The sequence below is a fragment of the Phaeobacter sp. SYSU ZJ3003 genome (assembly GCF_041300735.1).
Lineage (GTDB): Bacteria > Pseudomonadota > Alphaproteobacteria > Rhodobacterales > Rhodobacteraceae > Phycobacter > Phycobacter gallaeciensis_A.
Window position 1 is genome coordinate 128,241 of the sequence record NZ_PXNU01000019.1, and the last position, 13,464, is coordinate 141,704.

Annotated in this window: 13 protein-coding genes; 2 read left to right on the plus strand and 11 right to left on the minus strand. The window is 59.2% G+C overall.

The features are described 5' to 3' along the window. Window positions 1–122: 122 nt before the first annotated feature. Window positions 123–755, minus strand: coding sequence for an ATP-dependent Clp protease proteolytic subunit (locus C6W91_RS08800; RefSeq protein ID WP_065270562.1), 633 nt, complete (start codon window positions 753–755; stop codon window positions 123–125). Window positions 756–1,014: 259 nt separating this feature from the next. Between C6W91_RS08800 and C6W91_RS08805 the strand changes: the two genes are divergently transcribed. Further along, window positions 1,015–2,022: a GlxA family transcriptional regulator gene (locus tag C6W91_RS08805; RefSeq protein WP_065270563.1), complete on the plus strand. Its 1,008-nt coding sequence runs from the start codon at window positions 1,015–1,017 to the stop codon at window positions 2,020–2,022. 93 nt (window positions 2,023–2,115) lie between these two features. Here the strand turns inward: C6W91_RS08805 and katG are convergent, their stop codons facing one another. The 10 genes from katG to C6W91_RS08855 all read right to left on the minus strand — a co-directional run bounded on the left by katG (window position 2,116) and on the right by C6W91_RS08855 (window position 12,685). After that, on the minus strand, window positions 2,116–4,332 hold the full coding sequence (gene katG / locus C6W91_RS08810; RefSeq protein WP_274835934.1) for a catalase/peroxidase HPI: 2,217 nt from the start codon (window positions 4,330–4,332) through the stop codon (window positions 2,116–2,118). A gap of 414 nt (window positions 4,333–4,746) precedes the next feature. Next, window positions 4,747–5,802 carry a c-type cytochrome gene (locus tag C6W91_RS08815; RefSeq protein ID WP_065270565.1) on the minus strand — a complete coding sequence of 352 codons (1,056 nt, stop codon included), beginning with the start codon at window positions 5,800–5,802 and terminating at the stop codon, window positions 4,747–4,749. Then, the gene (soxC, locus tag C6W91_RS08820) at window positions 5,786–7,069 is read right to left on the minus strand and encodes a sulfite dehydrogenase (protein WP_065273489.1); all 1,284 of its coding nucleotides are present in this window, start codon (window positions 7,067–7,069) and stop codon (window positions 5,786–5,788) included. Before soxC ends, C6W91_RS08815 begins: the two co-directional genes overlap by 17 nt. An 82-nt stretch (window positions 7,070–7,151) precedes the next feature. Then, entirely contained in the window at window positions 7,152–8,849 is a 1,698-nt protein-coding gene (gene soxB / locus C6W91_RS08825; RefSeq protein WP_274829019.1) for a thiosulfohydrolase SoxB, read from the minus strand. Between the two features lie 102 nt (window positions 8,850–8,951). Next, window positions 8,952–9,803, minus strand: a complete 852-nt coding sequence (gene soxA / locus C6W91_RS08830; RefSeq protein WP_065270567.1) for a sulfur oxidation c-type cytochrome SoxA — start codon at window positions 9,801–9,803, stop codon at window positions 8,952–8,954. A gap of 77 nt (window positions 9,804–9,880) precedes the next feature. Further along, window positions 9,881–10,210: a thiosulfate oxidation carrier complex protein SoxZ gene (soxZ, locus tag C6W91_RS08835; protein WP_065270568.1), complete on the minus strand. Its 330-nt coding sequence runs from the start codon at window positions 10,208–10,210 to the stop codon at window positions 9,881–9,883. Between the two features lie 38 nt (window positions 10,211–10,248). Continuing rightward, window positions 10,249–10,665 carry a thiosulfate oxidation carrier protein SoxY gene (gene soxY / locus C6W91_RS08840; protein WP_274837212.1) on the minus strand — a complete coding sequence of 139 codons (417 nt, stop codon included), beginning with the start codon at window positions 10,663–10,665 and terminating at the stop codon, window positions 10,249–10,251. 49 nt (window positions 10,666–10,714) lie between these two features. After that, entirely contained in the window at window positions 10,715–11,191 is a 477-nt protein-coding gene (soxX, locus tag C6W91_RS08845; protein ID WP_274837213.1) for a sulfur oxidation c-type cytochrome SoxX, read from the minus strand. A 124-nt stretch (window positions 11,192–11,315) separates the two neighbouring features. After that, window positions 11,316–11,918 (minus strand): thioredoxin family protein, encoded by a 603-nt coding sequence (locus C6W91_RS08850; protein WP_274837214.1) that lies wholly within the window; start codon window positions 11,916–11,918, stop codon window positions 11,316–11,318. A gap of 29 nt (window positions 11,919–11,947) precedes the next feature. Then, window positions 11,948–12,685: a cytochrome c biogenesis CcdA family protein gene (locus C6W91_RS08855; protein WP_065270571.1), complete on the minus strand. Its 738-nt coding sequence runs from the start codon at window positions 12,683–12,685 to the stop codon at window positions 11,948–11,950. A 136-nt stretch (window positions 12,686–12,821) separates the two neighbouring features. Between C6W91_RS08855 and C6W91_RS08860 the strand changes: the two genes are divergently transcribed. Next, on the plus strand, window positions 12,822–13,238 hold the full coding sequence (locus tag C6W91_RS08860) for a hypothetical protein (RefSeq protein ID WP_065270572.1): 417 nt from the start codon (window positions 12,822–12,824) through the stop codon (window positions 13,236–13,238). Window positions 13,239–13,464: the final 226 nt, after the last annotated feature.

Sequence of the window (13,464 nt, forward strand, 5' to 3'; positions counted from 1 at the left end):
GGCCGAAAAAGAGCCGTCAGCCCCCTTCGCCTTTTTGACAGCTTAAGACACTGCTCAAGCGGTCACAATGTCAAAGTGTGCCCCAAAGGGATAGGGGCACACACCCAGTTGATCTACCGGGCTTAGCTGGTTTCGTCGTCGCCTTTGCTGCGGCTTTCGACGATTTCGTCAATCAGGCCAAAGGCCTTGGCTTCTTCGGGCGACATGAAATTGTCACGCTCCAGCGCGCTTTCGACCTTCTCGTATTCCTGGCCGGTGTGCTTCACGTAAATTTCATTGAGGCGGCGCTTCAGCTTCAGCGTTTCCTCGGCGTGGATCATGATATCGGTCGCCTGACCCTGATACCCGCCGGACGGCTGGTGTACCATCACGCGGCTGTTGGGCAGCGAAAAGCGCATGCCGGGCTCACCCGCGGTCAGCAGAAGCGAGCCCATCGAGGCCGCCTGACCAATCACCAGGGTCGAGACCTTGGGCTTGATGTACTGCATGGTGTCGTAGATCGACAGGCCCGAGGTCACAACACCGCCGGGGCTGTTGATATACATCGAGATTTCCTTGGACGGGTTTTCCGCCTCAAGGTGCAGCAGCTGCGCCACGACCAGCGAGCTCATCCCATCGTGAACCGGACCGTTGAGGAAGATGATACGCTCTTTCAGCAGGCGCGAGAAGATATCGTAAGCGCGCTCACCCCGGCTGGTCTGTTCAACCACCATGGGCACCAGAGTGTTCATGTATGTTTCTGTCGGATCAATCATTAGGACCTGCCTGCTTTGAATTATGTCCGCCATCATATCGGACCAACTGTTACCTGAGTCTTAGTGCTCGCCCAAAAGGCCTGCAAGGGGCGGTATGCGAATTTAAACTGCCTGCGCCCGTCCTGCCGCTCCTCCTGCGACCGGTTCCGCACCCCGGGTCAGCAGGTCGCTATTCGCGAATCCCCGGTCGCAATTCCCCGGCCTGCCTGCAAAACTCTGGCTTAAGACACAGAGACACTCCCGGCGGCGGATCCATGCCATGACAGATGACAGCTTCGTTCAAAAAGGTGCGGCGGCAAAGCTGGACGTGCCATTTGAAGGGGAACCGCAGGATTTCTATTTCCTGCTGCTGAAAAAGGCGACGATGCTGCCCGTCGCAGCCGCAATCGAACCTTTGCGGATCGCCAATCAGGTTACCAACACGCGGCTTTATCGCTGGTTCGTGATGACCGAGGATGGCGAACCGATCCGGTGTTCAAACGGGATGATGATTACGCCGGACATGCCCCTGCGCCCCCTGCCCGCCGACAGTCTTGGCTTTGTCTGTGCCGGGGTCGAACCCCAAAGCACCGCTGGCGAGGCCACGCTCAACTGGCTGCGCCGCGAAAGCCGCTTTGGCCGCTCCATCGGTGGCATCTGCACGGGCGCCTTTGCACTGGCGCAGGCCGGGCTGATCAAGGATCAGAAATTCACCCTGCACTGGGAGAACCAGCCGGGGTTCATCGAACGATTTCCGCGCTTGACCCCATCCGCCAATACATTCGAGGTTTCGGGCCCCCTGATGACCTGCGGCGGCGGCAATGCCGCGACCGACCTGATGCTGAGCCTCATTGAAGCGCGCCACGGCAAACAGCTGGCCATTATCGTGGCCGACATGTGCCTGCATGCCCGCTCCGGCGGACAGGCCGCACCGCAGAAGTCGAATTTCGCGGTGGCCATTGGCAGCCGCAATCAACGTCTGCTAAACGCCTTGCAGCTGATGCAGGAAGCGATCGAAGAACCGCTTCAGATCGGCGATCTTTGCGCCCGATTGGATATCTCCCGTCGCCAGCTGGAGCGGCTTTTTGCCCGCTACCTGAACCAGAGCCCGATGCACGTCTATTGCGATATGCGGCTCAGTCATGCCTTTGCCCTGATGAATGAAACCTCGATGTCGGTGACCGAGATCGCGCTGGCTTCGGGCTTCAACAGCACCACGCATTTTTCCCGCCAGTTCAAACGCAAATTCGGTGCCAGCCCGCATTTCTTCCGTAAAGGCTGGTCCTGACACCCAACAGGCTGATGCCCGGCGCCCAAGTAAGAACGCCCCGGCAAATGCCGGGGCGTTGGTTGTTTTTCGGACAGATCAGACAGGCCGTGTTCAGGCCAGATCGAAGCGATCTGCGTTCATCACCTTGGTCCAGGCCGCCACGAAGTCATTGACGAATTTCCCGCCATTGTCCGCCTGGGCATAGACCTCGGCCAGGGCGCGCAGTTGCGAGTTGGAGCCAAAGACCAGATCACAACGGGTGGCTGTCCATTTGACCTCTCCGCTGGCGCGGTCGCGGCCTTCGAACTCCTGTGCCTCGTCCGAGGTGGGTTTCCACTCGGTCGACATATCCAGAAGATTGACGAAAAAGTCGTTGGACAGGGTTTCAGGCTTATCCGTGAAAACACCATGGGTAGTCTGCCCGACGTTGGTGTTCAGAACCCGCAGGCCACCGACAAGTGCCGTCATTTCCGGCGCCGTCAGCGTCAGCAGCTGCGCCCGGTCCAGCATCATCTCTTCCGGCGCAACAGTGAATTGCGTCTTCTGGTAGTTGCGGAAACCATCAGCCACCGGTTCCAGCACCTCGAAGGATTCCACATCGGTCTGCTCAGCCGTTGCGTCTGCACGTCCCGGTGTGAAAGGCACAGTGATGTCCTGCCCAGCCTTCTTTGCAGCCTGCTCGATACCAACCGAGCCACCCAGCACGATCAGATCTGCCAGCGACACCTGTTTGCCATCGCTGCGGCCTGCGTTGAAGGCGCCCTGGATCCCTTCCAGCACGCCCAGAACACGGGCCAGCTGTTCGGGTTGGTTGGCTTCCCAGTCCTTTTGCGGCGCAAGACGGATACGGGCACCGTTGGCACCGCCCCGCTTGTCCGACCCACGGAAGGTCGAGGCCGAGGCCCAGGCGGTCGAAACCAGCTCAGGGATGGTCAGATCCGACGCCGCAATCTTCTCTTTCAGTTCGGCGATTTCCGCCTCACCAATGACCGGATGGGTCACGGCAGGGATCGGATCCTGCCAGATCAGATCTTCGGCGGGAACCTCATCGCCCAGGTAGCGCGATTTCGGCCCCATGTCGCGGTGGGTCAGCTTGAACCAAGCGCGGGCAAAGGCATCTGCGAACTCTTCCGGGTTCTCGTGGAAACGACGCGAGATCTTCTCATAGGCCGGGTCCATGCGCATTGCCATGTCGGCAGTGGACATGAAGATCGGAACCTTCTTGGACGGATCCTCCGGATCCGGCGCCATGTCCTCCTCCTGGATGTCCTTGGGAGTCCAGACCCAGGCACCGGCCGGGCTTTTGACCTTTTCCCATTCGTATTTGAACAGCACGTCAAAATAACCGTTGTCCCATTTGATCGGGTTCGACGTCCAGGCGCCTTCCAGACCCGAGGTGATGGTGTCACGGCCCTTGCCGGATTTGTAGCTGCTGAGCCAGCCAAAACCCATCGCCTCCATCGGCGCGGCTTCGGGTTCGGCGCCCACATGGGCGGCATCGCCTGCGCCGTGCATCTTGCCGAAAGTGTGGCCACCAGCGGTCAGCGCGACGGTTTCCTCGTCGTTCATCGCCATGCGGGCAAAGGTTTCGCGGATGTCGCGGCCCGAGGCGATGGGGTCCGGGTTACCGTCAGGACCTTCCGGGTTCACATAGATCAGGCCCATCTGTACGGCTGCCAGCGGGTTTTCCAGCTCACGATCGCCAGAATAACGGCTGTTTTCCGTGTCAGAGGTCGCCAGCCATTCGTCTTCGGCGCCCCAGTAGATGTCCTCTTCCGGCTCCCACACGTCAGCGCGGCCACCGGCAAAACCGAAGGTCTTGAAGCCCATGTCCTCAAGCGCGCAGTTGCCCGCAAGGATCATCAGGTCGGCCCAGGAAATCTTGTTGCCGTACTTCTGCTTGATCGGCCACAACAGGCGACGCGCCTTGTCGAGGTTGCCGTTATCCGGCCAGCTGTTCAGCGGCGCAAAACGCTGCTGCCCCGTGCCACCGCCCCCGCGGCCATCGCCGGTGCGGTAGGTGCCTGCGCTGTGCCATGCCATGCGGATGAACAGACCGCCATAGTGACCGTAATCCGCCGGCCACCAGTCCTGGCTGTCGGTCATCAGCGCATAAAGGTCTTTCTTCAGCGCCTTCAGGTCGAGTTTTTTGAATTCCTCTGCGTAATCAAAGGCCTGCCCCATCGGGTCGGACTTTGCGCTGTTCTGATGCAGGATCCGCAGGTTCAGCTGGTTCGGCCACCAATCGCTGTTGACGCGCGCGCCAAAGGTGGTTGTGCCGCCGTGCATCACCGGACATTTGCCGCTGGGAATATCATTGCCGTCCATTTTTTCCTCCGATTATTGCTACGTTTCTGTCGTCGTGGCGCGACCCCTGCCCCGGAATGCGTCATTCCAGAAGGACAAGTGTCTGTCAGGAGAAGAGCCTTTGCGTGGAGTGCAGAAACGCAGATAGGGTCCGCACCCCTAAAGGCCTCCCTCCCTTAACCTAGAAACGTTCTAACAAATCCGTGTGATAAAAATAAGTTATTTTTACTGATAGCAATCATAGTAAATTCCTATGCCCTTGTTCGCGGATGCGCGAACCACAGCGACCCAGCCAACAATCAATCCTGATCGGCAATAAAAAACAGGCGCGGAAGCGATCCGCACCTGTTTTCAGAAATGTATTGCCAGATGGACTGCCCGGCCCCGCCGCCCCATGAAGAGCGGCAATGCCAGAACCATATGGCCGTCAGACCATCAGCCGCCGAAGGACTTCAGATAGGCGATGACCGCTTCGATGTCGTCGTCTTTCTTCAGCCCAGCAAAGGACATTTTGGTCTTTTTCATGTATTTCTTAGGCTTTGCCAGGAAGGCAGAAAGCTCTTCTTCGGTCCAGACCAGACCGTCTTCATTGGCCGACTTCATGGCCTTGGAATAACGGAAGCCTTCCACAGCACCAGCAGCGTGACCAACGATTCCGTTCAGAACCGGACCGGTCTTGTTCTTGGCTTTGTCACCCACCTGGTGGCAAGACTTACACTTTTTGAAGACCTTTTCGCCATCTGCAACCAGTTCAGGGTCCAGCGCGGCAACCTCTTCCACCGGCTCAGCGGCGGCAGGCTCTTCCGCCTTGGCCTCTTCAACCACGGCTTCACCGGTTTCCGCTGGCGGGACTTCGCCGGTTTCGTCCGGGGTCACATCGAGAACCGCCGCACGCATGGTGATTTCCACGCTGTCCTTGCAGTTTTCCATGCAAGGCGTGTCGGTCCAGAAATGCGCTTCGGAGGTCAGGCGGTCATCGACGATGAAGCCATCCGCGTTGGGCATTTCCACATCCAGGAAGTTCTCGTTCGACAGGGTGAACTCGTCATCCACCAGATCGTTGGAGTACAGGATATAGGCCACGATGGCATAGACCTCATCCGGTTCCAGCGTCTGCGCCGCGCCAAACGGCATCGAGCGGTTGACGTAATCCCAGGTGGTCGACAGATGCGGCCAGTAGGAACCCACGGTCTTCAGCGGGTCCTCGTGGTCCAGCGTGTCGGCACCGCCCGCCAGTTTCGGCCAGTTTCCAACGCCCTCGGCGAAATCGCCATGGCAGACAGCGCATTGTTCGGCAAAGATTTCTTCGCCGGTGAACACGTCACCCGATCCTTCGGGCAGGCCGGTGCCATCGGGGCTGACGTCCTGGTTCCATGCGGCGATCTCTTCGGGCAGCGCCGGACGGCCCAGTCCGAATTTCTCTGCATAGGCAGGCACCGCCAAGGCGGTGGCCACTGCTGTTGCTGCGATCAGATTAGGAAACTTCGACATTTTCCGCCTCTCCGTTTGCCTTCACCCACCAGGTCTGGATGGAATTGTTGTGATAGATCGAGTTCAGACCACGCACGTCGCGCAGCTGGGTCTTGGTCGGCTGCACGTAGCCCGAGCTGTCGCGGGCGCGGCTTTGCAGGAACATTTCCTGACCATCCCAGTCGATATCGAGGTAGAAGCGCGTCAGCGCCTTGTCGGTTCCGGGCGCCGCAAGGCGGGCCTCATTCCAGGTCTTGCCGCCATCAATGGAGACATCAACGCCGGTGATGTGGCCGCGACCGGACCAGGCCAGACCGGTGATGACCAGCGGCCCCTTGCCGTGGGTAATCGGCGACTGCGGGCTGGGGCTGGTGACAACGGATTTCGCATCCATTTCCCACGTCCATTTGCGGCTGGTGCCGTCGGCCAGCGTGTCGGTGTACTTCGAGGTTTCCTCGCGGGATTCAACCGGGCCGTTGGTGACTTCGATGCGACGCAGCCACTTGACCCACATGTTGCCTTCCCAGCCGGGAACGACCAGACGCACCGGATAGCCGTGCTCTTTGCGCAGGGCTTCGCCGTTGGCCTTGAAAGCCACCAGAACGTCGTCCAGCGCCTTGTCCATCGGGATCGAACGGCCGTTAGAGGAGGCATCGGCGCCTTCCACATAGACCCATTTGTCCTTCAGATCGCCTGCAGCATCCAGACCGGCCTCTTCCAGCAGCGTGCGAAGGCTGACGCCGGAATATTCCATGTTGTGGATCATGCCGTGGGTGAACTGGGCGCCGTTCAGCTGGGCACCGGCCCATTCCATGCCCGAGTTCGCCGCGCATTCGCAGAAGTAGACGCGGTTTTCACGGGGAAAACGCTCCAGATCTGCGTAGGAGAAGACCAGCGGCGTGTCGACCAGACCGTTGATCATCAGGCGGTAGTCTTCTTTCTTCAGCTCGATCGCGCCCGAGTGGTGACGTTCGAACGCACAACCCTGCGGCGTGATGGTGCCATCCAGCGCGTGGATCGGGGTAAAGTTGATCGACGAAATCGTATCGGCGGTCAGCCATTCCACGTTGCGGCGGATCACATCCGATTCATAGCTGATCGGAAGACCATAGGGGGTGGCGTCGACGCCATCACCCAGGCCGCTGGCCCATTCCTGGACTTCCGTGATCAGCGGGTCAGGCCCGGCCGCCTGGGCCGCACCAGCAACCGCAGATCCGGCCCCGGCCGCAGCCGCACCTGCCAGAAACTGACGGCGCGACGGGGTGAAACCCTTTGAATTATCGCTCATCTTGTTCATGCCTCCATATTTAGATGAGTGCCCAGACAGGGCCTCATCGGCGCAAAATTTGCCCGTCAGGCGGCGGCGCTGATTAAGCGCCGACCACCTTGACCGAGTTGTTCGGGTTGACCGTGACGGTGCCCATTTTCTTGATGTGGTTTTCGACGACGTCCCAGATCTGCGGACCTTCGGTGCCTTCGTTGACGCTGGCCCAGCCGGCGACCATGTAGGTCTTCGCCGGATCGATCGCCTCACCATTCTTCAGCAGCGTCATCTCGGTGATCCGTTCGCCCTGCGGTTTGGTGATGTCGATGCGGTAGCCCATGCCACCGATGCGCACCATGTCGCCGCCCTGCTGGTAATAGGGGTCCGGGTTGAAGATGTTGTCAGCCACGTCTTCCAGGATCACCTTGATGAATTCACCGGTCATCTCGCTGCGATAGGCAGCGCCATAGCTCATCGAGGTGACGTTCCAGATGTCTTCGCGGGTGATATCGTCACCCGGCACCAGAGACGGGCCCCAGCGTACGCCGGGCGACATTGCGATATCAGCTTCCCGCTCGCTCAGCAGCGCATCGCAGATCAGATCGTCCCAGGTGCCGTTGAAGTTGCCGCGGCGATAGAGCAGCGAGTCGGTCTGGCCGATCACCTCTTCCAGCTCGGCTTTGAACGGCGCGCGCTGTTCGTCGATCAGCTTGGAGATCACAGGATCGGGCGCGATGACATCCGAGAAGATCGGGATCAGCTTGTGCTTCAGACCCATCATCTGGCCATCGCGCACGTCCAGATCCACGCGGGAGACGAATTTGCCGTTGGAACCGGAGGCGATGATGTGGGTCGTGCCCACCAGCACCGGTTCGGGCAGCGCATCGTGGGTGTGGCCCGACAGAATCACGTCGATACCGGTGACAACGCTGGCCATCTTCTTGTCCACGTCGAAACCATTGTGCGACAGGCAGACCACCACATCGGCGCCTGCTGCGCGCACTTCGTCCACCATCTCCTGCATATGCTCGTCACGGATCCCGAACGAGTATTCCGGGAACATCCAGCCGGGGTTCGCGATGGGCATATAGGGGAAGGCCTGACCGATGACGGCGACCTTGGCGCCGCCGCGTTCGAAGAACTTGTACGGCTTGAACAGCTCGGCCGGTTCGTCCCATTCCGAGTCAAAGATGTTCTGCCCCAGCGCGGCAAAGGGCAAACCTTCGACGATCTCATTCACACGGTCAGAGCCCAGCGTGAACTCCCAGTGGAAGGTCATCGCATCCGGTTTCAGCGCGTTCATCACGTTGACCATGTCCTGACCTTCGGTCTTGTGACAGGTCATGGAGCCGTGCCAGGTGTCACCGCCGTCCAGCAGCAGCGCATCAGGCCGATCCGCACGGATGGCATTGATCACTGTCGACATGCGGTCCAGACCGCCTACGCGCCCGTATCCTTTGGCGAGGGAGGAAAAATCGTCATAGGTAAGCGCGTAAGCGGAAGGACTGCCATCCGCGATGCCATAGGCCTTGCGGAAGTCGGCACCGGTGATATGCGGCACCTGACCCTTGTTCGCGCCCACCCCGAGGTTGATCGAGGGTTCACGGAAATAGATCGGTTTCAGCTGCGCATGAATGTCGGTGACATGGATGATGCTGATATTGCCGAAGGTATCAAACTCCAGCAATTGATCCTGAGTCAGGCTTTGCTGCGCCGCAAGACGCCCCCAATTGCCAAAACCAGATGCCCCGACCAGGGCAGAGGCGGCCATCGAAACCTGCAGAAAATCACGGCGCGAGATCATGGTACTCTGATATCCTGTGTAAACATACGACATATTCGCATGTGTGAATATTGAAAGAACGAAAGACCCCGCACCATGAACTGGCACGGGGTCGTTCCGGGTTTAGTTACGGACAGACGGTCCTTCGACCGACAGGCCGTTGCCGCGCGAAGCGACATAAAGCTCAAGTGCGACGAAATCCTGCGAACCGGGCTTGTAGGTTTCGGCGCGGGTATCACGTACGCAGCCTTTGAAACGGGCATGAACTGTGTTCAGCTTGGCGTTTTTCAGGCGGTAGGCCGGGAAGCCATTGATCTGGCCTTGGCTCAGGTGGTCGGCGCGGATCATGTTGCCATAGTTGTCTTCATGGCAGTTCGCGCAGGACAGCTCGAGCTGGCCGGTACGCGTGTAATACATTTCCTTACCTTTTTCCCACATCGCCTGAACCGGACCATCGGTGGCAACGTTGACGGGCATGCCACGCGACTGGACAGAGATCAGAGCCTCCATCGACGCCATGTCACCTCCAGTGTATTTCCACTTGTCGGCGCCCATCTGGTTTTCGCGGCAGTCGTTGATCTGCATGGCCAGGGTGCGGACTTCGCCAGCTTCTTCGTTCCACTTGGGATAGACTGCGCGCACGCCTTTCATGCTGTCGGCAACATCGTCGTGGCAGGACGCGCAGGACTTGCCTTCGGATCCTTCGACGGTTTCCCAGCTGTCCATTGCTTGATCAACAAAGACCATCGCGGGGTTTTCGAAATCGTCCATCTGCAGGGCCTGGGTCTCGTCCGAGCGGAAGTGCCAGCCAGACATGACTTCGTCCAATGCGTCAGCGACTGCAGCCGGAGCCGCAGTCTTGGTGACCATTTCGATCTCTTCGTTCACCACGAGCGTGTCGTCGTCTGCGCCGGCGAAGGCGGCCATCGGCAGGGCCAGCACGGCGGCAATGGCAGTGAGTGCCTTATATTTCATTCCATATCCTCCCTTGGGTATCCGCCTCGCCCGCCGGAGTGGCGGACGAGACGCTTGCCTTTGAGATCCGGAAAGGATCAGGCGATCTTGATCGACTTCGCCGTGTCGTAGACGGATCCATCATCGTCATACCATGTGAATTTGAAGTCGCCTGCTTCAGGCACGGTGGCTTCAAACTCAATGTAAGGGTTGGTGGAAATCGCCGGTTCCATCGTGACGTCGATCACCATGGCGCCGTTAAACTCGCAAGTGAAACGGTTGATGATCGAACGCGGAATGACGTTGCCTTCCTTGTCCTTACGCTGGCCGCTTTCCATCTTGTGGCTGATCAGCGTCTTGATGGTGACGGCTTCGCCAGCAGCGGCTTTCTTCGGGACCTTGACGCGGGGTTTTACACCGGATGCCATGTCTTAACTCCTTGAATTCGGAAAGGGATGCGGGGCGATCAGCCGCCGCAGCCTCCGATGGTCACTTTCACAGCGGCGCTTGCCTTGGCAAAGCTGCCGTCTGCCATTTTAGCAATGGCCACGACGTCCTGGGTACCAGCAAGGCGGATCCGGGTGGATGCGGACTGGCTGGCGGCACCGGGGCCGAAGTTGAAGGTTGCAACGCCGGGGGTCGGGTTGCCGGTGGCCAGAACCATGATCGCGGTCGCGCCGGGGGCGTTGACCGAAATCGGCACGGTGTTGCCATTTTCGGCAATCTCCGGCGCAGTCAGTTCAATACCGCTGTCGGCCATATCGGCACCGCCGGTGAACTCGGCGATCTTATCGTCTGCCGATGCGCTCAGGCGGTAAGGCAGAACCGTCAGCGCGGCGGCGCCCAGGCCCATAGCCAGGGTTTCGCGACGTGAGAACTCCATCATTTGTCTCCTTTGACTTCGCTCGGACAAGCAGCTGAGAGCTGCTGTCTCACTCTTCTTTCAGCGTCGCGAGGAAAGCGACGACATCTTCAATTTCCTGGGCGGTCAGGATCGGCGGCAGCGGCTCTGTGCCCGCTTTGCCGGTGTAGGCATCGCCCGGACGGATAAACCCGTCGACCTTGTAAAATGCGGGCATCATGGTGCCCTCGAAGGTCATTTTTGCGTTTGCCACCAGACCGCGCAGCTCAGCCTCGGTCCAGCGCTCCCCCGCGCCGTCCAGCATGGGGCCGATTTCGCCGTGGAACGGCACATCTGCCAGTGCGGTGACTTCGTGGCAGGCCACGCAGTTGCCCTTGGATTTGGTCCCGGCCACGATTGCGCCATTGGCCGCATCGCCAGCAACACCCGTCAACGATTCGGCAATTGCGCCATCCTCGGTGAATTTCACGTCTTTCGGCGCGACTTCGCCCGCCTGCGACATGGTCCCGGCCAGACACATGGCCAGTGTCAGAGATAGTCTCTTCATGGTTCCTCCCGTTGGCTGCCACCGCGAAGTGGCCTGCTTAGCTATTGCATACCGTAGGCCACCGAAGGCCTGGGACGCAACAACAAATTCATTAATGTGAATTTTAATTCTATTGCGCAAAGGATCAATCTGCCGATCCATTGTTGCGCTCCTGAATGCGGCGCGCGTGATACCTTTGGAAATCCTCCCCGTTATCAAGCTCGTACCGCTTCTCGTTGACCCAGGTGAACATATCGAGCGTGGTGCCCGGTCCAAAGGCCCCCGGCATGATGGACACGGCAGCCTGCACCGCGGTCTGATCTTCGGGCACCTCTTCCGGCAGGAAAAGAATCGTCGGTGTGAACAGCACGTTCCACTTCCGCGCCATCTCCCGCTCCTGCAGGGTTTCGCCGTCGAAATCCGTCACCTCGGTGGATCCGTGCAGGTTCAGCTGAACGACGAAATAATTCTCTTCGATGTAGTTGCTGACTTCCGGACGCGGGAACACCTCCTCGTGCATCTTGGCGCAGTAGATGCAGCCCCGCTGCTCAAAGAAAAGAACCAGCCGCTTGCCCTCTGCATTCGCCTCGGCAAGATCTTCCTGAAGGTCCTTGAAGGTGTCACGCATCCATGCGGTTTTATGAAGGCCGTCGTCGCCCACCTCGACCGCTGCCACCGGCCCGGCCAGAAGCACTGGAAGCGCCAGCGCGGCAAGCGGTGCGGAAATCATTTTGAGTAATCTATTCATTGCCTTGTCTCTCCCATTTATGGTGACAGTCAGCCAATTGTGGACAGTCCGGGCATCCAGCGGATCATTGCATCGGCAATGTAGCTGACACCTCCGGTGACAATCAGCACAGCGAACAGGATCAGCATAACCCCCATCGCCTTTTCCACCCAAGCAAAAGCGGTCCGGTGCCGCGCCACCCAGGCCAGGAACGGCTTTGCAAACAGGGCGGCAACGACGAAAGGCGCCGTCATTCCAACGCCGTAGACCAGCAAGAGCAGGCCACCGCGCCAGATGTCCCCCATGCCGGAGGCGATCATCAGGATCGACGCCAGCGCCGGTCCCACGCAGGGAGTCCAGCCAAAGCCAAAGGCCAGCCCCATCAGATAGGCCCCAATCAGCGTGGAAGGCTCGGCCGAGCTTTCCATGCGTGCCTCGCGGTATAGGAGCGGAATGCGCATCACGCCCAGGAAATGCAGGCCGAACAGGACCAGCACCCCGGCGGCGCCATAGGCCAGAATATCCATGTAGCGCCCGAATAACTGCCCCAGCGCGGTAGCTCCCATGCCCATCAACATGAAAACCGTGGTGACACCAGCTGCGAAACACAGCGCAGAGATCACCAGCCGACGCTGCGCCCCCGGCGCAATGCGCCCGTCGCCGCGCAGTTCAGCCATCGAAAGCCCGCCCATGTAGGACAGGTAAAACGGCACCATCGGCAGGATGCAGGGCGTGAAAAAGCTCAACAAACCGGCAAACAGGGCCCCAAAGTACGATATTTCGAGCATCTCAGCTCCTTTTTTGGGCGCATTAGCCGATATTCGGGGACGGCGCGCCTTGTCTCATTCACATATTCAAATTAAGTTGTGTTACATAAAGAACCTACTCACTGCACCTTCGTCAACGGCTTCGAACGGCTTCATCATGGTTTTTGCGTCCACAGTTCCTCTGCGGCCCTTGCTGCTGCTGCGCCGGTTGCTGGCCGGTTTTTTTGTGCTGTGCACGCTCAGCCTACCTGCCCGGGCAGTGGAACTGGTGATGGTCGAACAGCATGGCTGCGAATGGTGCGCGCGCTGGAACGAAGAAATCGCGCCAATCTATCCCAAAACGGCCGAAGGCGCCTTTGCGCCGCTGCGCCGGGTGGATCTGCGCAATATGCCGGATGACTTGGAAACAACTCGTCGCGTTCTTTTTACCCCGACCTTCTTGATTGTGGAGGACGGTCATGAGAAGGCCCGGCTCGAAGGATATCCGGGGGCCGATTTTTTCTGGCCCCTGCTGGAGGCGCTGCTGCGCGATCATGCAGACTTTGCGCCGGATGGAGAAGTGGGCGACAGCTGACCGGTCTGGAGACCGACACGTCTGGCTGACTGGGACAAGTATAGATGTGCGGGGCCATTCGGCCCGCCACAAAGGAGAATGAGCGATGGGGTTGCCGCAATTTTCGGTAGACATGGCAGATGACGATCTTGAGAAGATGATGGACAACGCCACCACGGCGGGGACTATCCTGAATTTTGTGCGCTGACGTGGTAACTGCTCACAGAGGAGACCCACGTATGAGCAT